Origin of the sequence: Niveispirillum sp. BGYR6 (assembly GCF_027568365.1) — a bacterium.
Taxonomy (GTDB): Bacteria; Pseudomonadota; Alphaproteobacteria; order Azospirillales; family Azospirillaceae; genus Niveispirillum.
On the sequence record NZ_JANLNL010000008.1, the window covers coordinates 85,438 to 108,540 of the forward strand.

14 protein-coding genes are annotated in these 23,103 nt (G+C 63.1%); 4 read left to right on the forward strand and 10 right to left on the reverse strand.

The features are described from left to right. On the reverse strand, positions 1-1,152 hold the full coding sequence (locus tag PCJ49_RS16760; RefSeq protein ID WP_269911935.1) for a DUF3667 domain-containing protein: 1,152 nt from the start codon (positions 1,150-1,152) through the stop codon (positions 1-3). 219 nt (positions 1,153-1,371) lie between these two features. On the opposite strand from PCJ49_RS16760, the gene PCJ49_RS16765 reads away from it, so the two are divergent. Next, complete coding sequence (locus PCJ49_RS16765) at positions 1,372-2,541, forward strand: amino acid aminotransferase (protein WP_269911936.1); 1,170 nt, start codon at positions 1,372-1,374, stop codon at positions 2,539-2,541. 124 nt (positions 2,542-2,665) lie between these two features. On the opposite strand, the gene PCJ49_RS16770 is transcribed toward PCJ49_RS16765, so the two are convergent. Beyond that, on the reverse strand, positions 2,666-5,911 hold the full coding sequence (locus tag PCJ49_RS16770) for a TonB-dependent receptor (RefSeq protein ID WP_269911937.1): 3,246 nt from the start codon (positions 5,909-5,911) through the stop codon (positions 2,666-2,668). A 288-nt stretch (positions 5,912-6,199) separates the two neighbouring features. Between PCJ49_RS16770 and PCJ49_RS16775 the strand changes: the two genes are divergently transcribed. The 3 genes from PCJ49_RS16775 to PCJ49_RS16785 all read left to right on the forward strand — a co-directional run bounded on the left by PCJ49_RS16775 (position 6,200) and on the right by PCJ49_RS16785 (position 10,603). Further along, entirely contained in the window at positions 6,200-8,164 is a 1,965-nt protein-coding gene (locus PCJ49_RS16775) for a bifunctional 2',3'-cyclic-nucleotide 2'-phosphodiesterase/3'-nucleotidase (RefSeq protein WP_269911938.1), read from the forward strand. Next, positions 8,161-8,691, forward strand: coding sequence for a nucleoside 2-deoxyribosyltransferase (locus tag PCJ49_RS16780; protein WP_089290166.1), 531 nt, complete (start codon positions 8,161-8,163; stop codon positions 8,689-8,691). Before PCJ49_RS16775 ends, PCJ49_RS16780 begins: the two co-directional genes overlap by 4 nt. A gap of 244 nt (positions 8,692-8,935) precedes the next feature. Beyond that, positions 8,936-10,603, forward strand: a complete 1,668-nt coding sequence (locus PCJ49_RS16785) for an ABC transporter substrate-binding protein (protein WP_269911939.1) — start codon at positions 8,936-8,938, stop codon at positions 10,601-10,603. 96 nt (positions 10,604-10,699) lie between these two features. Here PCJ49_RS16785 and PCJ49_RS16790 read toward each other — a convergent pair whose 3' ends face one another. The 8 genes from PCJ49_RS16790 to PCJ49_RS16825 form a co-directional block, all read right to left on the reverse strand. After that, positions 10,700-12,709 (reverse strand): methyl-accepting chemotaxis protein, encoded by a 2,010-nt coding sequence (locus PCJ49_RS16790; protein ID WP_269911940.1) that lies wholly within the window; start codon positions 12,707-12,709, stop codon positions 10,700-10,702. Between the two features lie 285 nt (positions 12,710-12,994). Next, entirely contained in the window at positions 12,995-13,702 is a 708-nt protein-coding gene (locus PCJ49_RS16795; RefSeq protein ID WP_269911941.1) for a response regulator transcription factor, read from the reverse strand. Continuing rightward, the gene (locus PCJ49_RS16800; protein ID WP_269911942.1) at positions 13,695-15,152 is read right to left on the reverse strand and encodes a HAMP domain-containing sensor histidine kinase; all 1,458 of its coding nucleotides are present in this window, start codon (positions 15,150-15,152) and stop codon (positions 13,695-13,697) included. Before PCJ49_RS16800 ends, PCJ49_RS16795 begins: the two co-directional genes overlap by 8 nt. Before the next feature lie 644 nt (positions 15,153-15,796). Further along, complete coding sequence (locus PCJ49_RS16805) at positions 15,797-16,597, reverse strand: hypothetical protein (protein WP_269911943.1); 801 nt, start codon at positions 16,595-16,597, stop codon at positions 15,797-15,799. 22 nt (positions 16,598-16,619) lie between these two features. Next, on the reverse strand, positions 16,620-17,564 hold the full coding sequence (locus tag PCJ49_RS16810; RefSeq protein ID WP_269911944.1) for a response regulator: 945 nt from the start codon (positions 17,562-17,564) through the stop codon (positions 16,620-16,622). Then, positions 17,561-19,144 carry a hypothetical protein gene (locus PCJ49_RS16815; RefSeq protein WP_269911945.1) on the reverse strand — a complete coding sequence of 528 codons (1,584 nt, stop codon included), beginning with the start codon at positions 19,142-19,144 and terminating at the stop codon, positions 17,561-17,563. The genes PCJ49_RS16810 and PCJ49_RS16815 overlap by 4 nt, the downstream gene beginning before the upstream one ends. Positions 19,145-19,149: 5 nt before the next feature. Continuing rightward, positions 19,150-21,027 (reverse strand): glycosyltransferase family 2 protein, encoded by a 1,878-nt coding sequence (locus PCJ49_RS16820; protein WP_269911946.1) that lies wholly within the window; start codon positions 21,025-21,027, stop codon positions 19,150-19,152. Between the two features lie 14 nt (positions 21,028-21,041). After that, the gene (locus tag PCJ49_RS16825) at positions 21,042-23,066 is read right to left on the reverse strand and encodes a hypothetical protein (RefSeq protein WP_269911947.1); all 2,025 of its coding nucleotides are present in this window, start codon (positions 23,064-23,066) and stop codon (positions 21,042-21,044) included. Between the last annotated feature and the right edge of the window lie 37 nt (positions 23,067-23,103).

Sequence of the window (23,103 nt, forward strand, 5' to 3'; positions counted from 1 at the left end):
TCACCCCAACACCCCCATCGACAGGATGAACAGCAAAAACAGCGTGCTGGTGATGGAGGTGATGAGCAACAGGGCAACGGTTCGCCACAGCGCGCCGCCCACACCCAGGGCATAGGTGCCCTTCAGGTGGAAGAACATATGCACGGGCGGGGCCAGCAGCAGAATATTCGTCAGGCTGGAAGCCCAGCCGCTGTCGCTTTTCAACAATAGTGACAGCGCAATGAACAGCAAAGACATGAAGGACAGGGAATAAAGCGCGAATATGGCATGGTCATACATGACCACATCACGACGCCAGAAGAACAGCAGCCAAAGGAAAGGCAGCGAGATCGGGATCAGCATCCAGGAAAATTTATAGGCCGTATTCTGCAGCTTGTAGAGCAGCAGGTCCGGATTCTCCAGCTTGTGCTTGATCTTGGCTTCCAGCGCCGGGTTGCCGATATTCAGATTGGCATTCTTGCTCAAGACCTGCCCCAGCTGCGTGTTGCGGTCCAGTTCCTTGCCGTCCGGCGCGGCGGGGCCAGCCGTCGCCGATACCGTTTGTTTTACCGCATCCAGGGCCGTCTGCGCGTCGGCCACATCCGCTTGCGCCTTGGCCTGGGCTTGTTTTGCCGATGCCACATCGCCGCCGGCCCCTTCCACCTCGGCCAGTTTCACGGTGGCAGCGTCCAGCTTGGCCCTGGCATCGGCCAAGTCCTCTTCCAGGCTGGCCAAGGCGGTGGCGACACCCCTGTTATCCGCCGCCACCCCGCCTTCCGGCAGCTTGGCAACGCCAGCCAGGGAAAACACCATGAACATCATGAAGACGGTGAACAGGAACAGGGCCAGCGGGGAGACATAGCGGACCCGGTGGCCCTGGATGTAATCACGCGTCAGCCGGCCCGGCCACAGGATCAGGGCGGGCAGCGTATGCCAGACCTTGCCGTCGAAATGCAGGATGCCGTGGAAGAATTCCTCCACAATATGCAGCATGGAACGGTGGACATGCCCCACCTGCCCGCAGGCATGGCAGAAGCTGCCGACCAGGGCGGTGCCGCAATTGGCGCAGGCGCCATGGCCATGCCCTTTGCCATGGGCCTGATCAGGCTCCAGCACCGACGCCGCCAGGCCGGCGGTGGCCATGGCCCCCACCGATTCAAAATCCCCACTCATGTTACCCCCCGATAACCCCAACAAGGGAAGGTGCCAGTGCGGCCGCCCGGCTTTCAAGCGCTTCCTTGGGAGAAGCGCGGCGCTTGCGCAATTTTCCCCAGGAAGGGCGATGGTTTGCGATGGGGACAGGGCTGTTTCCCGGCGATATCGCAGGGAAATTGCCGCCCGATGGGGCTATGATTCCGTTCCCTGCTCCCCAAACGGATGGCTTTGCGAACCATGTCCTTCTTCGCCCCGCTGCGCCCGCAGCCCGCTGACGCGCTTCTGGCCCTGATCGGGCTTTACCGCGACGATCCGCGCCCGCAGAAGCTGGATCTGGGGGTTGGCGTCTATCGTGACGATGATGGCCACACCCCCGTGATGCGCTCGGTCAAGGCGGCGGAACGCCGCCTGCTGGAAAGCCAGGACAGCAAGTCCTATCTGGGGCCGGAAGGCAATGTCGCCTTCACCCGCCACATGGCCAAGCTTGCCTTTGGCACGGCGGTGGATGCCGCCCGGCTGACCGGTGTGCAGACGCCGGGCGGCACCGGCGCGTTGCGGCTGGCGGCGGAACTGATCGCCGCATCCCGCCCCGGTGCCCGCGTCTTTGTCGGCACGCCGACCTGGCCCAACCATCCGCCGGTCATGGCGGCCGCTGGGTTGAAGGTGGAGACGTTCCGCCATTTCGACGTGGCCAGCCAGCGCCTGTGCTTTGATGAAATGATGGCGGCCCTGGACAAGGCGGTGGCCGGGGATGTGGTGCTGCTGCATGGTTGCTGCCACAACCCCACCGGCGCCGACCTGAACCTGGAGCAATGGGCGGCGGTGGCCGAGCTGATGCAGGCGCGCGGCCTGTTCCCCCTGCTGGATCTGGCCTATCAGGGGCTGGGCCAGGGGATGGAGGAGGATGCGGCGGGCGTGCGGCTGGTGCTGCAGCGCTGCCCGGAGGCGCTGGTCGCCTATTCCTGCGACAAGAATTTCGGCGTCTACCGGGAACGGGTCGGCGCCCTGTTCGCCCAGGTGGCCGATGGGGCCGATGCGGAGCGGGTGAATTCCAACATGCTGCTGCTGGCCCGCGCCAACTGGTCCATGCCGCCCGACCATGGCGCCGCCGCCATCGCCCTGCTGCTGGACGATCCGGCCCTGACCGCCGACTGGAAGGTGGAGCTGGACCAGATGCGCGACCGGCTGCGCGCCGTGCGCCGGGCGCTGGCCAGCCATGGCGGGGCGCTGGCCCATGTCAATGAACAGCATGGCATGTTCAGCCTGCTGCCCCTGTCGCCGCCGGTGGTGGCCCGGCTGCGCACCGAACATGCCGTCTATATGGCCGGTTCGGGCCGCATCAACATTGCCGGGCTGACGGTGGAAACCGCCAGCCGCTTTGCGCAAGCCGTGGCCGCCTGCGTGTGAGGATTGCTGTCGGCCGATGGTGGGACGAAGCCCACCACCGGCCGATCCGCCAAAGCCCTTCAACAGAAAAAGGGGCGGCCCGTTGCCGGACCGCCCCTTTCGCTTTGTTCTGAACCGGTTGGGATCAGAACTGGTAACGAACACCAACCTGGATCTTCCAGACGGAAGCGCGGTTGTTGACCTGTTCTGTCACATCGCGGCCAGTGGAGGTGAAGACATACTGGCCATTCTGGATCGTGGCCTGCGGGCCGGCGATGGACTGGAAGAACGGCACGCTCTGCTGACGGCCCCAATTCTTGTTGATCAGGTTGGTCAGGTTGATGATGTCCAGCGTGAACTCGGCCTTGTGGCCTTCGATCGGCGTCGGGATTTCCTGGGCCAGCTTGGCATCGACCTGATAGGTCCACGAGCTTTCAAAGGCACCGCGCGGCACGATCCCGCCACGATACTTGTCCAGCCCGTTGCGGCTGATATAGGCATCCATATCGGCCGGCTTGATGGAGCCGGCAGCGTTCCAGTTCACCAGCGGATCGGTGGCACCGGTCGGCACATACAGGGCCTGACGCGCGCGGTTGCCACGGCAGGCCGGATCGCCGAACGGATTGGCCGTGGAGGAGCAGGAGAAGCTGTAGGTGTAGGGCTTGCCGGAGAAGGCCTGACCGAACAGGCTGATCGACGACTTGTAACCATCGAAATATTCGATGCTGTAGGTCGCGTTGGACGTGAAGCGGTGCTTCTGCTCGTACGAGGAAACGCCCAGCAGATCAGAGTTCGGATCGGTGGTCACGAACTGCTCGTAGTTGGAGCCGGCAACAGAGCTGGTGCCCTGGCTGGCATCATCCACATCCTGATAGGCATAGCCGACACCGAAATCGATGTTGCCGTAATCCGTCTCCCAATTATTGGAAGCGAACAGCGACAGCACCAGCCCCTTACCCTTGTCGGTATTGGTCAACACCAGATCGGAACCGGCCGGACGGGCAACCGTGGCACCGGCGGAATTGACCGTGGTCTGCGCCTTCTGGCCATAGATCGGGCGGCCATCCGGCGCGGTACCGGTCTGGACCAGACGCAGATCCTTGTAGAAGGTCGCATCATTGACGCGGGTATAGATCGCCTCAGCCGTGATCAGCCAGTTATCGCCCAGAACCGGAATATCCAGCTTCTGGTCGACCGCCATGCTGAACTTCCAGGAGGACGGCATCTTGAAGTTCGGGTCAAGCGCGTTGACGAAACCTTCGCCCAGCGCCGACAGGCGAGCCACGGCAGCCGTCGGCACCTGACCGGTCACGCCGTTCAGCAGGCCCGGAATAGCCCCGGTGACCGCATCGCCATTGGTGTCCAGGCTGCGCTGGGTTACGCCGTCATTGCTGTAATTGTTGGACAGCCAGACGGCCGGGCCGACACCGGAGAACAGGCCAGCACCACCACGGAACTTGGTGCTGTCCGTCGCCTCATAGGTGAAGCCCAGGCGCGGCAGCCACAGATCCTTGCCGTCCAGCGTCTCGGTGTTGGAGAAGCCGTAACGGGAAGCGAAATTGGCGTTGGCAACGGGCTTGTCGTCGCTCTTGAACAGTTCGTAGCGCAGACCGCCCTGCAGCTGGAAGTCCGGGGAGATGTCCCACGTATCCTGCAGGTAGAAGGAATGCTGCGTGTACTTCCAGTTCGCCGCCGCATCATTGGCGTTGCCCGACACCGCATTGGCGTAACGGAAGCGGTTGGCCTTGCGGGCCTGGAAATCAGCGATAGAAGCAAATTCCCACTGGCCCAGAGAGCGCTGCAGGAACAGGTTGAAGTAATCGTACTTGTCGTATTCGTAGCCGCCGACGATCTTGTGATCGCCCAGCAGATAGGTACCCTTCAGCTTGGCGCTATCGGTCGTGGTGGTCAGATAGTTGCTGTGCGAGGACAGGTCCGGACCAAACACGGCCTGGGTACCGCTGGTGCCCGGCGTGGTATTGACACGGAATTCGCCGAAGCCCAGGCCATTCAGCGGGTCACGCAGCGATTCCACTTCCTTGCGGGCCACCTTGACTTCGGTGGAGAAATCGGACGTCCAGTCGGAGAACAGCTGGAGCGAGTAGCTGTCCATGATCTGGGTGCGGTTGTAGAAATTCGACTGCAGCGACAGCGTGCGCGGCGTGGCGCTGGTGCTGGAGGTCGCGTCGATGATGTTGTTGCCCTCATTGCGCTGATAGGCAAAAGAGGCACGATGGTCGTCGTTGATATTCCAGTCCAGCTTGGTGAGGATCTTTTCATCCGCTTCCGGCAGGGTGCCGTCCGCCAGACCCAGCGTATCGTAGCCGTAGACATCCTTGGCGATCTTGCGGATCTGCTCCACCTGCGCGGTGGTGATGCCGGAAACCGGGTTGCCGAGGCCGCTGTCGGACGTGCCGAAAATCACCGGGGCCTGGTTACGATACTTCTCGTAATTGACGTAGAAGAACACCTTGTCCTGGATCAGCGCGCCGCCCAGCGAGCCACCCCAGGTGCGTTCCTTGTAGGGGCTGATCAGGTTACGGCGGCCGCCACTGCGGGTACCGGACAGGTTCTCATCACCATAATAGTAATAGAAGGAGCCGTGCGGCGTGTTTTCGCCCGACTTGGTGACGATGTTGATGGTACCGCCCTGGAAGCCGGAATATTCAACGTCGTAAGGGGCGGTCAGAACCGACAGGCCGCCAATGGCTTCAACGGAAAGCGGCGCGCGCTGGGTCGGATAGCCACCACCATTCAGGCCGAAATCGTCGTTCTGCTTCACGCCGTCAACCGTCAGGCTGTTGAAGCGGTTGTTGGAGCCGGCGATCTGGATGGCATTGGAATTGGTGACGTCAACAAAGACCTTGGGATCGTTGCGGACGATGTCCTTCAGATCGCGGTTGATCGTCGGGGCATTTTCGATCTGACGCTGATTGAAGCGGGTGCCGATGCCAACCGTGGTGGGCGCGGCGCGCTGCCCGGAAACCACGATCTCATTGATGCTCTCGCCCAGAACCAGATCCAGAGCATAGGGCTCACCCAGCGAGACAAACACGCCTTCAACCACCTGCGGCTTGGCATCGCTGCTGCTGACGGTCACGGTGTAGGGGCCACCGACGCGCAGACCGGAGGCCTGGAAGCGGCCTTCACTATTGACGGTCGTAACAGAACGGGTGCCCGACGGGGTATGGACGATTTCAACCTGGGCGCCAGCGGCCGGCGCACCGGACGACGTGGTGATGCTGCCCGTCATCGACGAGGTGGTCTGCTGTGCGAAAGCCGGCACAACCCAGGCAGAAGCAACGGCAATGGCGGCCACGCCGGCGCCAAGCTTCAAAGATCCCAGGTGGCGACGCAGCACGGAAGCCGCCTTTTTGTTTGGATTGCTCATTTACAATGCCCCCAATTACCGAGCCGTATGGATGGCGCGGACAAGACCAGATGCAGATGACGATTAAGTAACGCATATATTACAGTTCGATGACAACGCAGCTGGAAACTGGCCGTGCGGCGGTCGCGCGGGCTATATCTCGGTCAGCGTATCATTCGCGCCACAGTACCGCAGCGCACAGCGGGCAATAATCGCCAATTTGGCTTGCATCTGTGTGTTCGATATTGTCCTTCCTGTTGCAGCGCACCCAACCCGAGGCGCAGCAAGCGCCCAGCATGGAGCAATCCCGTGATTCGGACATTCCGTATTGCTGCTCTCACCAGCATCACCTTCCTCAGCCTTGGTGGCACCGCCTGGGCCAATGGCAAGGTGGAGCTGCAGGTTCTGGCCACCACCGATCTGCATATGTATCTGAAAGATTACGATTATTATGCGGATAAGCCGGACCCCGCGGTGGGTCTGGTGCGGACGACTCAGCTGATCCGGGCGGCGCGGGCGGAGAACCCCAATACGCTGCTGCTGGATAATGGCGATCTGATCCAGGGCACGCCGATGGGCGACTGGGTGGCGCGCCAGCGCGGCGTGACCAAGGACAAGGTTCATCCGGCCATGGCGGTCATGAACCTGCTGGGCTATGACGCCGCTGTACTGGGCAACCACGAATTCAATTACGGGCTGGACCTGCTGGGCGCCACCTATGCGGGTGCCAAATTCCCGGTGCTGGCCGGCAATGTGTTCAAGGTGGATGGTGACAGCGACCCGTCCAACGACAAGACGCTGTACCCCGCCTATGTCATCCAGGAACGCAAGCTGGTGGATGCGGAAGGCAAGAGCCAGACCATCAAGGTCGGCCTGCTGGGCCTGCTGACGCCGCAGATCATGATCTGGGACAAGGACAAGCTGGAAGGCCGCGTCACCACCCGCGACATCGTGGACATGGCGAAAATCTATGTGCCGGAGATGAAGGCCAAGGGGGCCGACGTGGTGATCGTCATGTCCCATGCCGGCATGTCCTTCACCCCGCGCCAGGGCGGGGAAGAAAACGCCTCCAACTATCTGACCGAGCTGCCGGGCGTGGATGCCGTCATCACCGGCCACAGCCACCGCGTCTTCCCGTCCAAGGATTATGACGGCTTGCCGGGGGCGGACCTGAAGCGCGGCACCGTGAATGGCAAGCCGCTGGTGATGGCTGGCAGCTATGGCAGCCATCTGGGCGTAATCAAGCTGACCCTGGAAAAGCAGGGCAAGGAATGGAAGGTGGTGGATGGCAGCGGCAGCGCCCGCCCCATCCAGCAGCGCCAGGATGGCAAGACCATCAGCAGCGAACCGGATGCCGAGGTGGCCACCCTGCTGACCCCGGCGCATGACGGTACGCTGGCCTATGTGCGCAGCCCGGTGGGCCGCACCACGGCCCGTATCCATTCCTATTTCTCCTATCTGGGCGACAGCGCCGGGGTGGATCTGGTGGCCAAGGCCCAACGCGCCTATATCGCGCGGGAACTGGCCAGCACCGATTATGCCAAGCTGCCGATCCTGTCGGCGGTCGCGCCCTTCAAGTCCGGCGGGCGGCCCGGCGTGCATTTCTATACCGACATCCCGGCTGGCGAAGTTGCCATCCGCAACGTCGCTGACCTCTATGTCTATCCCAACCAGCTGGCGGCGGTGAAGCTGACGGGCGCCCAGGTGCGGGACTGGCTGGAAGCCTCCTCGCGTGCCCTGTCCATCATCAACCCGAAATCCAGCGACCCGCAGCCGCTGGTGAACACGCGGGTGCCGGCCTATAATTTCGACATTCTGGACGGCGTGACCTATGCCATCGACCTGACCCAACCGGAACGGTTCGACCGGGATGGCAAGCTGATCAACCCGGATGCCCACCGCATCGTCAATCTGGCCTATCAGGGCAAGCCGGTGACGGATGACCAGCTGTTCATCGTGGCCACCAATACCTATCGCGCCAATGGCGGCGGCACCTTCCCGCACCTGGATGGCAGCAGCATGGTCTATCAGTCGCCGGATACGGTGCAGCAGGCCATTGTTGACTATGTGCGGACCAAGGGCGTGATCGACCCCACCACCGACAATACGTTCAGTTATGTGCCGCTGCCGGCCAATGTCACCATCACCTATGATACCAACCCGCAGGCGCAAGGCCTGCTGGCCGAACAGCCGCGGCTTTCCTATATCGGGCCGGCGGAAGATGGCTTCGCCCGGTTCAAGTTTGACCTGTCAGCCAAGGGTGGGGCGAAATGAGCCGGCCGCGCCTCTATCTGGCGGGGCCAGACGTCTTCCTGCCCGACCCCATGGCCGCTGCGGCGGCCATGAAGGCGATCTGCGCCGAGCTGGGGCTGGAAGGGGTCTTCCCCATCGATGCCGCCCTGGCACCCGCCGCCGGTGAGCCCGGCACCGCCTTCGCCGCCCGCATCCGGCAGGCCAATCTGGACCTGATCCGGGGGGCCGATGGCGTGATCGCCAATTGCAGCCCCTTCCGCGGGCCCTCGGTGGATGATGGGACGGCCTATGAAATGGGCTATGCTACGGCTTTGGGAAAGCCGGTCTTCCCCTGGGCGGGCGATATCCGCCCGCTGCTGCAACGCACCCAGGCACGGCAATATCTGGCGCATGATGGCCGCGTCTGGCGCGATGCCGACCAGATGGAGGTGGAGGAATTCGGCCTGCCGGTGAACCTGATGCTGGTCGACCCGGCCACCGGGCCGGTGGCCGGCAGCTTCGAACGCGCAGCAGAAGCAGCGGCCAACTGGTTCAATCGGGGACTTTAAGTGTCTGTCTGAAGTGCTTTTTATTCGTTATCAATGTCTTACTATATGTCCTCCGTCACCCCGGCGAAGACCGGGGTGACGGCGATACAGAAAGTCAATTCGTTTAATACATTGACGAAACATTTTCCGGACAGATGCTAAGAGGAGAATATCACCCTTTGGTCAGGTTCGCACCCGCGTAGAACACGATAGCATGAAAGGAAGCTCATCCCGGCAAATCGACATTGAATGATCGGACCCTTCCGTGCGCCTTTGTGAATGCTGCATAACAGTTCGGTCATTTAACATTTGCCGGGTCAGGCTTGGCCTTCTGCTTTCGCTCTTCTTATGCTTCAGCTTTCCCGGTCTGGCGGCTGATCTACGCGTCGGGGTTGCCGCCCTGCCGCGCAGTGCCGATCCGCATTTCGGGGCCAGCCGGGTTGAACAGTTCCTGCACAGCCAGATCTATGAGGGGCTGGTCGATACAGACGCGCAGGGGCGGCCGGTGCCACGGCTGGCGGAACGCTGGGAACGGATTGATGACGGGGCCTGGCTGTTCCGGCTGCGCCACAATGTCCGCTTCCAGAATGGCCAGCCCTTCACCGCCCGCGATGTGATCTTCAGTTTCTGCCGCACCGGTATGATCCAGGGCAGCGCCCACCCATTCGCCCATCGGCTGGCCGCCGCCGAGACAGTGGAGATGGTGAATAATTTCACCCTGCTGATCCGAATGCGGGACCGTGACATGTTGTTCCCGCGCGAAATCGCCAGCATCCCCATCGTTGCCGCCCCGGCTGGGGTCGCGGATGACTGGCATTATGATAGCGGCACCTGTCAGCCGCCGCTTGATCCGGATGACAAGGCGACCAGCCTGGATTTCGGCGATCCGGGCCTGGGGGCCGGTACGGGTCCGTTTCGCCTGCGCTCTTACCAGACAGACGAGATCGTGGCGGTGCGAAACCCCGATTATTGGGGGGAGCTGGCGCCCTGGGAGCATTACCGGCTGATCCGGCTGGCACCAGAGGAACAGGTTGCCGCCGCCCTGGAAGGAAAGGTGGATGTTCTGGACAATCCACCGCTGAACGCCATGGAATTCCTGAAGGGCAAGGATGATCTGCGGCTGGTCAGCTTTCCCTCTACCGCGCTGTCCTATTTACAGTTCAACCGGCGCAAGGAAGGGGGCGACAAGGCAAACCATCTGCCATTCCAGGATGTGCGGGTAAGACAGGCCATCAATCTGGCCATCCCCCGCAACGTGCTGGCCCAGCGGGTGCTGGCGGGTGTGGGCAGCCCGGCCGGACAGATGCCCTTGCAGGGCAGTCCCAGCCATGCACCGGATTTGGCGATTCCTGACCATGATCCGGTGCAGGCCCGGCGCCTGCTGGCCGAGGCGGGCTATCCGGCGGGGTTCCAGGCCGTGCTGGTAACGGGGGTGGCACAGCGCCGGGTGGCCGATGTGATCGCGCATTTCCTGGCCAATATCGGCATCCGCATCACCGTGCAGGAAGAAACACAGGATCGGTTGATCCCAAGGCTGATTGCCGGGGATTTCGATCTTTATTGCGTCGGGTGGATTTTTGACCCCAGCGATATTCCCGGTTCCTATCAAGCCCTACTGGGCTCCGGCAGTCTGGACGGGCGGCGGGGGCTGAATAATTACGGTTTCTATGAGAACAAGGAACTGGACCGGCTGCTGGCCCGCATCCGCTGGGAACCGGCAGCGGCCATGCGGGACCAGCTGACCCGGCGGGCCAGCCGGTTGATGCATGATGATGTCGCCTGGATCCCCCTCGCCCACACAACCAGCCGCTGGGTCTTGCGCGCCGGGCTCTCCATGGAAGGCCGGCTGGATCGTTCGCTGCGGGCCAACCGCGTGCGCCCTGACGAAACCCAGGCTGATGCAGCCAAACCATCATCTCCCACCCAGCCTTGAAAGACCATGATGGCGGGGACAGGCGGCAGCAAAAAGCCCTGCCCGGGTGAGCCGGACAGGGCTTTTTTTCGCATCCGAAGCAGCAGAACAGGGCGCTTACGCGGCTTTCACATCCGCCAGGAAGGTGCTGACCACATCCGTCAGCTGGTTGGATTGCTGCTGTACATTGGAGGCCACGCCCAACACCTGGATGGCCGCCGTCCCCGTCTCCCCCGCCGCGGAGCGGACGCAGACGATGGTGGACGATACGTCATGGGTGCCGATGGCCGCCTGCTGCACATTGCGGGCAATTTCCTGCGTGGCTGCCCCCTGTTCCTCAATCGCGGCGGCGATGGCGGCGGAGATTTCATTCACCTTGGCAATCGTACCGGTGATGGACTGGATGGCCGCCACGGCCTGCTGCGTGGCATCCTGCACCTGCTGCACCTGGCCGCTGATCTCCTCCGTTGCCTTGGCGGTCTGGTTGGCCAGGCTTTTCACCTCACTGGCCACCACGGCAAAGCCTTTACCGGCCTCCCCGGCGCGCGCCGCCTCAATGGTGGCATTGAGCGCCAGCAGGTTGGTCTGGCCGGCAATATCCTGGATCAGCTGCACCACAGTGCCAATCCGGCCCGCCGCTTCCGACAGGGTGGCAACGGTTTCGTTGGTATGTTCGGCCTTTTCATAGGCTTCGCGGGTCACCTGGGCGCTTTCGGCCACACGCCGGGTGATTTCCTCCAGCGAGGCGGAAAGTTCCTCCGTCGCCGATGCCACCGCCTGCACATTGGCGGATGCCTGCTCAGCCGCGCCGGCAACGGTGACAGACTGGTTGCTGGTCTGCTCCGACAAGGCCGACATGGATTGGGCAGAGGCGCGCATCTGCGTGCTGGCGGCCCCCAGCTGCCCGACCAGGGACTGAACCTGGTTGTCAAAGCCCCGCATCAGCGCTTCCAGCCGCTGGGCGCGCTTCTCCCGCGCTTCCCGCTGGGCGGTCTGTTCCGCCTCCAGGCGCTGGCGTTCCAGGCCATTGGTCTTGAAGACCTCCACAGCGCGGGCCATGTCCCCCATCTCGTCACGATGATGGGTGAAGGGCACATCGACCGTCAGATCGGCATTGGCCAACCGCCCCATGGTGCCGGTCAGGGCTGCCACCGGGCCGGTAATGGAACGGGCAATGATCCAGGAGACGGCGGCCCCAAGCAATACCGCCACAATGCCCAGCGCAATGCTGGTGGTGCGAGACGTGTCAATCCCGGCCACGACCTGCGGCCCCAACTGATCCTGGACCGCCGTTTGCGAGCTGCGCAGCCGCCCGGTCACTTCGGTGAAACGGTCGCCGGTCGGCACCAGCCGATCCTGCGTCAGCCGGGTCTGCGACAGCAGCCATTCCTTATTCTGCTTAACCCCAGCCATATAGGCGTTAATGCCCGTGACAATGTCGGTTACCACGGCGCGCCGCGCCGGGATCTGGGCCAGTTCGCTAAAGCTTTTCTCGGCTGCCTCCAGGGTTGCCAGCCGTTCATCCAGGGTGGCGGCGGTCTTGTCATCCCGCCGGTTCAGCAGGCGCTGCATCTCCAGCCGCACCAGCAGATAATCCTGCATCAGCTGGGCCGAGCGGCTGCCGGTGCGCGCGTCATTCTCGGCGGCGGCCACGTCAATCAAGGCGTCCAGTTTCAGCCGGACTTCCGGGCCGATCTTGTCCAGCACATTCGCCGTCAGGCGGTCCATCTCCTGGTCCAGCTTGGTGACCTGCGCGAAGAGGGATTCATAATCAGTAACAATCCCCTTCACCTCCTCCAGCATCTTGCGACGCTCCGGGTTGGTCACCGACTGCTCGGTCTGGGCAATCAATTGTTCCAATTCACGCAGCAACGTGGCGACGCGGGCGCTGTGCTCTTCCTCTCCCCCCAGCAGGAAGTCCTTCACCGAAGCGCGCACATCATCCGCTTTGGCATCCACCTGCCCCAGCAGGTTGGAATTGCGGGCGATCCGCCGATATTCGGTAAAATTACTGCCGATGCCGAACAAGGACCAGATGGATAGCGTTACCATGGCCAGCAGAATGACCAGCAGCAGCGCCTGTCCACCGACAATGCGCTGCGACACCTTAAAGCGATCAAGTTTCATGAGAACCCCCACACCCCGTCTGCCACGCTGAGGCCTCGCTGCAACACTGAACGGGCAGCGGTTGTCAGCACAACCCATGAACAGGTATGAGACTAGATCACGCACATAGGAGTACACTGACCAGAAGGTTAGGATGTACTTTAGGTTAGTTTAATATGTTTATCCAAATGTTAATTTATTGATTAAAAATGTGGCACTGACAGGTTTCACTTGTCAAAATTTTTGCTTACTTATCATTAATATCGCCTTCTTGAATAATATCGCCTTCTTGAACCCTTAGGCGGATCAAGCTGCGACAGGCCGGAATACATATCCCACCCCATAGACAACACTGATCGGCAGCTCCATCCCACAGAACTGGGCAACCTTGCGGCGCAGTCGACTGATCAACCCATCAAGATTACGTTCGTTGTAGCGCATGGAAGGACGGTCCAGGGCAGCGATCAGATCCTGCCGGGGAATGGCGCTGCCGCGCGCCTTCATCAACTTGGCAATGCAGGCAAATTCCGTTGCCGTCAGTTGTACCTGGGCGCCGTGCGGGCTGGTCAGGCACCAGCTGGTATCCTCCAGCCGCCAATCCGTGACGGGGCGGGCATGGGCGGGCTTAGGTGCCACCGTCACCGTCTCTGACAGGCGGCGCAGCAGGCTGCGCACATTGGCCTCCACTTCCCGCAGGCTGGCATGTTTCACCAGATAGATATCGGCACCGCTGGCCAGCCCCTCTACCTTGTCCTCCACGCCCCCCATGCCGGTCAGCATGATGATGCCGCAGGAAAGCCCGTAACGGCTTCGAATTTCCCGCGCCAGATCAAAGCCATGGCAATCCGGCAGCCCGACATCCAGGATGACCAGATCAAAACTCTGCTGCGCCAGCAGGGCGCGGGCCTCTGCCCCATCGGCGGCCCCGATGGCGCCATATTGTTTCAGGCAGAGATAGTCGATCAGGTCGTTGCGCGGACCGTCGGCATCTTCGACCACCAGGATCTCAGGCATGGGCTAGCTCCCGTTCCGGTTGGGGGGCCGTCCGCACCGGCGGGTGCGGCGGCAGGCGCAGGGTGACCAGGGTGCCGCAATTATCCGGGCCGGGATCGTGGCGCATCTCGCCCCCCATCTCGGTCAGAAAGCGGCGAACGATGAAAAGCCCCAACCCCGTCCCGGCCTGGCGGTTGGTGTTGGAGGCACGATAGAAACGCTGGCCGATGGAAGCGCGTTCCAGCGGCGGGATGCCAATACCGCGATCCGTGATGGTCAGCAGCAGACCATTGCCGTCGCGGGCCAGGGTGACCAGCACAGGACTGTCAGAAGGGGAATATTTCAGGGCATTTTCCAACAGATTACGCAGGACGGCGCTGAGCAGGGCCGGATCGGCCATCAGGGGCAAGCTGGCCGAAGCGGCGGTCAGCTGCACCCGCGTGGCCGCCCCCATATGGGCCAGCCCTTCCAGCACAGTGCCCAGCAGGACCGACACGTCCAGCATCTCTGGCCGGGGGCGGACATGACCCGCCCGTTCCTCATCCATCACCCGTTCAACCAAGCCCCCCACCCGGCGCACGCCATCGCGGATATCCGCCAGCCGGCGCTGGCCGGTGGGGGGCAGTTCCTGGCAGGTCAGCTGCAGCATCTCCGTCGCCCGGTCGATCCCGGCCAGGGGGGTGCGTATCTCATGGGCAACAATGTGCAGCAGCTGGCGATGCTCGGCGTGCAGCTGGCGCTCCGCCGCCAGGGTGGCTGCCAGCTGCTGTTCCAGATGGCGGCGATGCTCCACCTCGTGCGCCAGCTCGGCATTGCGCTGGCGCAGGCTGTGCTGCAGCCGCGCGCCCAACATGGCCAGAAAACAGATGAACCAGAGGTGATGGGCAATGGCGGATTCGATCACCGTCCAGGGGAAGAACATGCGCGGGTCAATCACCCCATCCAGACGCAGCGCTAAACGGTAAAGCGACCAGCCACTCTGTATCCCGAGATGAATAAGAACGGCCGGCAGCAGCGTGTAGCGCAACCAGCCGCAATCCCCCCGCAATCGCCAGAGAACAGGCAGAGCCGAACCAAAACAGATGAGCCCCAGGGTGCCTGCGCAGATGGAGCGCAGCGCGCCATCCGCCGGATTAATCAGCAGGGTCGCGGGCCAGTAAATCGCCGTGAAGATAATGCTGAACGGCACCAACCAGCGACGGGGGGGCGCGCCCAGAAAAACCATCACCCCGTTCACGCACAGGGGCACAGAGGCAGAGATCAGCAATGCCGGAACATAACCCGTCATTCCGGTCAGAAAGCCCGGCCCCGGATTGTAGAAAATTCCAGCAATCGCCGCCAGTGCCCCGACAATGAACCCCCCTGCAATCAGGGGAACCCCCGCCAAATGCCGATACGCCCCCCAGATCGCCACCGATATGGCAGCGTTCAGCATGGTCATGATGAACAGCAGGATCAGCAGGGTGTTCATAGCATATAAGACTATGATATCAATGGTGGAAGATCATTAATATATATCACTAATTTTTTTATTACAAAGGACAAGATCAAGGAATTTTCAAATTTTAACGTCGAAATATCCCAATTTCGGTCTTTTTGATTTAGATTAACGCATTAAAATTATTAATAAATTCAGAGATAAAATATAAATCTCTACTTATTTTTCTATTCAGAAAATTATTTAGAAAACACACACAACTCTATGAATGTATTTTCGAGAAAAAATGCAGAAAAGTTCTTTTTTAATTTCAAAACCGATCATTTATTAATTTCAACCCAACCGTTAACGCTCCCCTTCTCCAATATCCAGAAGGAAACAAACCGGTTGTTGAGTGATAGCATTGGTCAAAATTCTTGACTGATGGGACGGCGGCAAGGGCCGCGCGGCCATACCACAAGGGCCGGTATACTACCCAGCCCGATCCCCGCGGACAGGGACACCCAGGCCCTGAATCATACCAGTTCGCCGAGGGTTTGACCCTCGGCGGATTGGAGGCCGGCGACTGCCGGCCCGCCGCTTGGTAGCGGCGTAAGCCAAGCCCACGGATGCAGGCACCCGGCGCCTGAGGGAACCTGAAATCCCCCTTGATCGGTCACGATCAAGGGAGATTGGCATCAGACTTTCATCCACAGGGCGGCCATAACCCCCCGCTCATTGCCATCATTATGGCCGGCCACGGCCTGATTGACGCCGACCTGCAGCGACAGGTCGTCCGTTAACTGATAAACGGCGGAAACCTGCAACTTATGCCGACGGAACTCCCCATAGCCGGGGCCGGCATCGCCGGTGCTGACGGTATTGAAAGATTGCAGCAGCACCTGCAGATCGCTATCGGCGCGCAGGCCCAGCGTCAGGTCCAAACTGACCTCATTGGCCGGCGGGCCGGTTCGTTCCCGCCAGGCCACCTGCCCGTCAAAAAAGGCCGGCAGCCCCGCCACCGTCAGGTTGGTGCCATAGAGGGCGCGAATTTCCAGATCCAGGTGGCCGGAGCCCAGCGCCGGGTTCCGGTCCGGGTTATAGAAGAAGGGCAGCCGCGCCATCGGCTGCAGGGAAATGATGCTGTCACGTCCATGCCAGACGGCAAAGGTGCCGCCTACCTCGGTATCGGTCACGCCGAAGGTGTGATCGGTACCGCCGCCGCTGCGATCAGCCGACAGGCGCTGCAAGGTGGGTTTGACAAACAGGCTGGCATCCCTCACCACGCCCCAGCTGGCCAGCGAGGAAAACTCCCATTTGCTGAACTCCAGGCTGCGGCCATTATTGCGGCCGTCGAACCCGGTATCGGACGTGGAGGTGGCCAGGCTGGTGATGATCTGACCGGTCCCTTCCGCTTGGGGCCAAGCCCCCGCCAGCCCCTGCTGCGGGAACAGGATAAGGCCCAGCAGCAGCACGGACAAAAGGACAAGACGCTTCATCACACCGGTCACCCGCATATCCTCACATCATCCCGGCAGACGGAACATCATCCGCCACGGCGCGGTTCCCGCCATCCAGCTTTGCCTGTTCCCGCGCCGCCTGGGCGCGCGCCTCCAGCCCATCCCCACGGGCACAGCCGATGCTGAGCGTGATGCAGGGCCAGCCGGAAGAGCGCGGGTGCGGGATCGTCGCATCATAGATGGCGCGGCACAGCGTATCGGCCAGCAGCAGCGCTTCCTTCGCCGTCGGCCGGCGGGCCAGCAGGGCGAAGGCCCCGTCGGGCAGCACCAGCATCTGGTCGCCCACCCGCCCCGGCACCGCGCCCAGCAGGGTCAACACCTGGCGTTTGACCAGGGCTGCCCCCGTCTCCCCCGCCGCCACGGACAGGTTGGTCCAGCCATCAATCTCCCCGCTGAACAGCCAGAGATCGGCGGCCAGCCGCCCGGAAAGCAAGGCGGGCAGGGCGGAAAGGTCGGGCAGGCCGGTGCCGGGATCGATGCCGGTCAGGCTTGGCTTGTCCCGGCGCAGGGCGGCATTGGCTGCCGCCAGTGCCGCCTCCCGCTCCCGCCGGCGTTCTGATTCCAGGGCCAGCCGCAGCGCCCCGCGCACGCGGGTCAGCAATTGTACCTGGGTCACCGGCTTGGTGACATAATCAATGGCCCCGGCCATGAAGGCATTGACCAGACAGGCCTCATCCTCCCGCCCCGAGACAACGATGACGGGGATTTCCGCCAGACGCGGGTTGGATTTGATCAGGCAGACCGCTTCAATCCCATCCTGACCCGGCAATTCCACATCCATCAGGATGGCGCTGACCAGGGGGGGCGGACCGTTACGGCGTTCCACATCCAGAATACGGTAGGCTTCCTCCGCAGAGGCCGCCTCCAGCACCGACAGATTGCCAGCGCGCAGCATATGGCCCAGCAGCATCCGCACTTCGGGTACATCGTCGATGATCAAAATCATGGCACCTGCCCCCGCCCGCTCTCACCGTTTCTGCCGGCTTGTGATTGATCCGGCATCCGCCACAGACGCCAACTCCCCTGGCTGGTCACCAGCGTACCGCCAGCCGGCCCATCCCGCCACAAGGTGGGAAAGGCCCGGCTGATCCGATCCCGCATCCCGCGTGGGCTGGCAGGATCCTGCAGCGCCACATAGGCTGTTGAAATATATCCGGCAATCATGTCGGCTTTAAGCCGGTCAGTGCTGGTCAGCACCAGACCATCCGCCCCACCCCGCGCTGGCACCAGCATACCCGAAACATCCGCATCAAGCGCGATATCATGGATATCCCGCAGCTGGCGACCAAAGGCGGCATCATCCGTCATCTGCGCTTCTGCCACCGGCTGCCCCGCCAGGGCCAGCCGCCAGGCGGTGGCGACCGGTGCCGGCTGATAGCCCTGCACCAGCCAGCCGCCGGCTAGGCTGACCAGCGCCAGCAGCAGCGCCACCGGCGCCGACAGCCGGGCCGGCCGCGCGGCCACCAGCGCCATGACACCAAGCGGCACCAGATAGGCCAGCAGGCGGGACGGATGGTCCAGATAGCGGGTCAGGGAACCGATGGCGATGGCTGCCAGCACCGCCAGCGCCAGCATCAGCAGGGTGAAGCGGGCCTGCCGGTCCACCACCCGGCCCAGCGCTGCCGGCAGCAGCGGCAAGCCCAGCAGCGCCATCAAGGCGCCTACCAGCAGGGAACCCGGCAGCGTATGCCCCCCGCCCAGCAGCCAGGGATGCGCCCCCATATTGGCCGCCGCCCCCCGGATCACCGCATCCACCCCGGCGGCGAAGGCCAGGGCCGAGCCGCCAAAGATCCAATTGACATAGAGATAGCCGAGCAGGGTGAAACAGCCCGGAAACAGCAGCACCAGCAGCACCCCGACCGGCGACCGGGAAATCAGGCCCGGCGGGGCCAGCACCACCATGAAGGGCAATAAGCCCAGCACCAGATACGCCCCGGAGGCCGAGGAGAACAGCATCAGCGCCAGCGCCACGCCCACCAGGGCCATGGCGTTGACATCCCCGCTATGGCGCATCCGGATGGCCGCCGGCACCAGCAGGCTGAAGGCAAACACACCCAGCGGCCCCCCGCTGCCCCCGGCAATGGCCTGCTGCAAGGACGGTTGGGCCAGCAGGATGAGCGCGATCAGACCGGCAGGAAACCGGCCGTAACCCGCCCCCTGCAGCAAACCCGCCCACAGTGCCGCCATGGCCGCCCCCACCAGCACATTGACCAGCAAGGGCAAAGGCACCCCCGCCGTTCCCGGCAGCAGGCCCGCCAGCAGATCGGTGGACAGGGCCAGCGGCGGGAAGCTGATGGCAAACAGCTCCCGGAAGGCGCTGGCATCAGAGGCGGCCACCAGGGCGGTGCGCCAGCGGTCAATGCCGATATCCGCCAGATAGCCATTATCCAGCACGCGCATCGTCAGCAGGCCGCAGATCAGCAGCCCGGCCACAAACCAGAGAAGATAGAAGGACAGGGTGGAGGCCGGGTGGCGGACCGCTGCCGCCTCTCCCCCCACGCGCCGCCGGCGCGCTTGCGCATCCATGGCCGTCACTGGTTCATGCTGGCCATCGCCTTGGCCACCTCCTGCTTGGTCACAGCGGAGAGGCCGTGCTGGGTCTTTTCCCAATAGAAGGGGTTGCGCACCAGCTGCCACAGCGCCTTATAGGCCGCCACCGACATCAGCGCCCAATAGCCCGCCACCGTCAGCCCCCAGGGCGCCAGATTCATCCAGCCCCGCTTTACCGGGGCGATGATCGACAAATAGGTGAACAGGCCATTGCCGGCCAGCAGGTTGAACAGCGACAGGTATAACAGCGCCGTCGGGAACAGCTGATCCAGGAAGGCGCCGCCAAACAGCAGCCAGAACAGGTAGAAGCCCCAGAAGATCGGGTTGAGGATGCCCGACAGCATGGTGCCGCCGACAAAGAACTGAAAGCCCCAGAATCCTCCCGCCCCCACCGAGCGGTAGAGGCGCCAGGGATGGCGCATATGCACCAGATAGGTCTGCATATAGCCCTTGATCCAGCGCGAACGCTGCCGGATCCAGTTGGGGATGGAGACGTTGGCTTCCTCAAACGTGGTGGAGTTGCAGACGGCCACCCGATAGCCCTTCTGCGTCAGCCGCACGCCCAGATCGGCATCCTCTGTCACATTGAACGGATCCCAGGAATGGAGCTTGCGCAGCACATCCATCCGGAAATGGTTCGACGTACCGCCCAGCGGAATGGGAATGCGCAGCCGTTCCAGCCCCGGCAGCATGTAATCAAACCAGAGCGAGTAATCGAGCGTGAACATCCGGGTCAGCCAGTTCTCCTCCGCATTGAAATAATTCAGGCGGCACTGGATGCAGGCGACCTCCGGTCCGGCCTTTTCAAAGGCGATGACCACTTTCTTCAGCTGATCCGGTTCCGGTTGATCTTCGGCATCGAAGATCACCAGATAATGACCCCGGGCAAAATTGATGGCATAGTTGCAGGCCTTGGGCTTGGTCTGCGGCTTGGAGGCCGGGACACGGATAATCTCGAAGGAGCCTTCCAGACCCAGGGCCTTGGCCGCATCAATGGTTTCGCGGTCACCTGCCTCCAGCACCAGCTTGATATCCAGCTTGGCCATCGGATAATCCAGCCGCCGCAGGGCGGCGGCCAGGATGGGCAGCACCTCCGGTTCCTTATACATCGGCACCAGCACGGTGAAGACCGGCAGGTCATCATCCTTCAGCGCCTTCACCTCCGCATCGGTCACCTTGCGGTCCACGACGCGGGCATTGGCGCCGAAGGCCACCAGCACCGATTTCAGCACGAAATTGCCCAGATAGAAGACCGCCATCACCAGATTGAAGGCGATCAGCGTGCCCACCGGGGCAAAGGCAAAGCCGGCCAGCAGCACGGTAAGGCAGAGATATAAAAACAGCCCCTGCTGCGGCGTCACCACCTGCTTGGCGGAGCTTTCCGGGTCCATATCGGCCAGCCCGAACACGGCCTTGTGGCTATATTCTTTTTCGAAGGTGCGCTGCAGGGTCCAGAGAATGTCGAACTTGGAGGTGACGACCATCCAGACATCCGGCCCAAAATGCCGGCGCGCGAACAGCAGCGCCTCCGGCCCCGGATCGGCGGTGGCGACAATCACCTGCCCGCCCTGCCGCCGCCAGGGCAGCAGCAGCAGGCGGGCATAATCATCCATATGTTCCGCCCGCGCCAGGGTCGGGTCGGGCCGCGCCTCCATCAGATCCATGAAGGCCAGCCCGAACCGGTCGGCCAGGGTGCGGTAAAAATCGCGTGGCTTCACCATGCCCTGGGAAATGACGATATCGCCGAAGCGCACGTTCCATTGCCGCTGCAGTTCCAGCGCACGCTCCAGCTGGTCCAGCCGGAGCAGGCCGTTGGCAATCAGCAATTCACCGATAGGGGGAGAGGAGAAGCTGTTCATCCCATCAACCCCGCTCAGGCCTTGGGCTTGGAACGGCTGCGATACCAGCGGGCGGCGATGCCGGCCACGGCGGCGGTCAGCGCCACCCAGACGCCAGCCACCAGCAGGATGCGGAAACGGTCCACCCAGTCAGCCCAGGCCGATGCCTCGCCCACCTCCACCCGCACCGCGCGTTCGCGCAGCGTATCCAGGCTCATCAGCAGGCCGCTGGCATCGGCGAAGGCGACATTGCCCTTATCCAGCGCCAGGGCCGCCGGCACCGGGATCGGCCCGCTGCCGCCCGATTGCAGCACCAGGCCCGGCTGCCCGCCGGCCGTGGCCAGCTGGGCCACCAGCAGGCCTGGCGTGCCGGAGACATCCAGCAACAGGCGCTTCTGCCGGTCCACCACCTTGACGAACCCTTCCTCCATCGCCACCGGCAGATCAATGCCGGTGGGCAGTTTGCTGCCGGGCAGCAGCAGGAAGGGCCGCGTCGGCGCCTTGCCCTCATCCAGGACCACCTGCAGACCCTGGCTGCTGGGGGACAGGCCGTTCAGCGCCTTCACCGCCAGAGCCAGGGAATTGGCGGGGTCGGCCAGGGCCGCCTGTGGCACCACCACCATCAGCCCCTCGGCAAAGGCGGAACCCAGGGCGTAGAAATCAGCGGGGTCAGCCTTGTCGGCCACCAGTTCCACGGCACTGCCCGGCAGCAGCTGCGCCGGGGAGGCCAGGGGCGCATCCTTGCAATTGCCGGCGACCGGCTGGCGCTGCAGCACCACACGGATGGCATTGCTGCGGCCCAGCAGCCCGTCGGGCAGCGGCACCGTCAGGGCGCGGGCCTGGGCGCCGCCATCCAGCGTCACCGAGCGCAGCAGCAGGTCATTGACGAAAATATGGGCCAGCTGCGGCTGGCTGGTCATGGCAGCACCGGGCGCCAGCTCAATGCGCAAGGCGGCCGGGCGCTTGCCCTTGGGCACCATGGCATAATCCAGCCGCAGCTGCCATTCGCCCCGGTCGACCACCTCCTGCACGCCCTGGCCCAGCCCCAGCCGGGTAAAGGCGATGGCGTCGGGATCGGGTTTCACCGCCGGCTGGCTGGCACGCGGTGTGACCTGCGCGCCCCCCGCCAAAGCCCGCCAGTCGGACGCCAGATACAGCGCCGTCTGCGCATTGGCCCCGTCGGTCAGTGCCACCAGGGGGAAGCGGCCATTGCGCAGCAGGCGGGCCGTCCCGCTGCCGTCCCCCTTCAGCGCCGCCAGTTCGGCGGCGGGCGCGATGATGATTTCTGCCGGGGCCTGTTCCGGTTCCACCGGCAGGCTGGCGGGCAGCCGCAGGAAGCTGACCTTGTGGCCCTGACGGCCCAGTTCTGCCGCCAGCACCAGGGCCGCTTCGTAATGGTCCCGGCTCAGCGGTGCCGCCGACAGGGCGATGCGGACATGGCGCGGCAACACCGCCATGGCGGCGCGCAGGCTGGTGATGGCAGCGGGATCGTAGCTGTAATGCAGCGCCGTTTCCGGCGCCAGGGTGACATAACCGCCGGGCAGACGCTGATCAGCGCAACGATCATCGGTCCAGGCCGCACCATAGGTGAAGCCGACCCGGACATAATCCTGACCCTGCCCCGTCCGCGCCACGTCCAGCGCCAGCGGCACAGCGGCGGTGCCCAGCACCCCGCTCCAGCGCGGGCGGCCGTCAATGGCGATCTGCGCCGCCGCGCGGATCGGGCCGGGAATGGCACTGTCCAGCACCCCTTCCAGCCGCAGCCCGCTGACCGGTACACCGTCCGGCACGGGGAAGAACAGGTCGCGCTGACCGGAAAAGCCGTTGAAGCTCAGCCCCTCGGTAAAGCCCAGTTCCGCCAGCGTCACCTGCCGGTCCAGCAGGCGCGGTGCCTTGGCCAAGGCCGCAGGGGCGGGGGTAGGCGGCGCCACGGGTGCGGCCGGGGCCGCCTCCGTCTTGGGCTTTGCCACCGCTGCCGGTTTCTTGGCCGCCGCATCGGCAGCCAGGGGGAAGGCCATGGCGACAGTGGCCAGAAGGACAGTCTGCAACATGGTCTTCATGGAAAAGTTCCTGTAAAGGGCGGGGACGGTCGGCATG

What these genes read in the sequence shown, in the direction of transcription:
- PCJ49_RS16795 (WP_269911941.1), bottom strand. Translation starts at nt 13,702, where the DNA reads ATGCCTGAGATCCTGGTGGTCGAAGATGCCGACGGTCCGCGCAACGAC.
- PCJ49_RS16760 (WP_269911935.1), bottom strand. Translation starts at nt 1,152, where the DNA reads ATGAGTGGGGATTTTGAATCGGTGGGGGCCATGGCCACCGCCGGCCTG.
- PCJ49_RS16780 (WP_089290166.1), top strand. Translation starts at nt 8,161, where the DNA reads ATGAGCCGGCCGCGCCTCTATCTGGCGGGGCCAGACGTCTTCCTGCCC.
- PCJ49_RS16810 (WP_269911944.1), bottom strand. Translation starts at nt 17,564, where the DNA reads ATGATTTTGATCATCGACGATGTACCCGAAGTGCGGATGCTGCTGGGC.
- PCJ49_RS16800 (WP_269911942.1), bottom strand. Translation starts at nt 15,152, where the DNA reads ATGAACACCCTGCTGATCCTGCTGTTCATCATGACCATGCTGAACGCT.
- PCJ49_RS16770 (WP_269911937.1), bottom strand. Translation starts at nt 5,911, where the DNA reads ATGAGCAATCCAAACAAAAAGGCGGCTTCCGTGCTGCGTCGCCACCTG.
- PCJ49_RS16815 (WP_269911945.1), bottom strand. Translation starts at nt 19,144, where the DNA reads ATGGATGCGCAAGCGCGCCGGCGGCGCGTGGGGGGAGAGGCGGCAGCG.
- PCJ49_RS16790 (WP_269911940.1), bottom strand. Translation starts at nt 12,709, where the DNA reads ATGAAACTTGATCGCTTTAAGGTGTCGCAGCGCATTGTCGGTGGACAG.
- PCJ49_RS16820 (WP_269911946.1), bottom strand. Translation starts at nt 21,027, where the DNA reads ATGAACAGCTTCTCCTCTCCCCCTATCGGTGAATTGCTGATTGCCAAC.
- PCJ49_RS16825 (WP_269911947.1), bottom strand. Translation starts at nt 23,066, where the DNA reads ATGAAGACCATGTTGCAGACTGTCCTTCTGGCCACTGTCGCCATGGCC.
- PCJ49_RS16805 (WP_269911943.1), bottom strand. Translation starts at nt 16,597, where the DNA reads ATGAAGCGTCTTGTCCTTTTGTCCGTGCTGCTGCTGGGCCTTATCCTG.
- PCJ49_RS16765 (WP_269911936.1), top strand. Translation starts at nt 1,372, where the DNA reads ATGTCCTTCTTCGCCCCGCTGCGCCCGCAGCCCGCTGACGCGCTTCTG.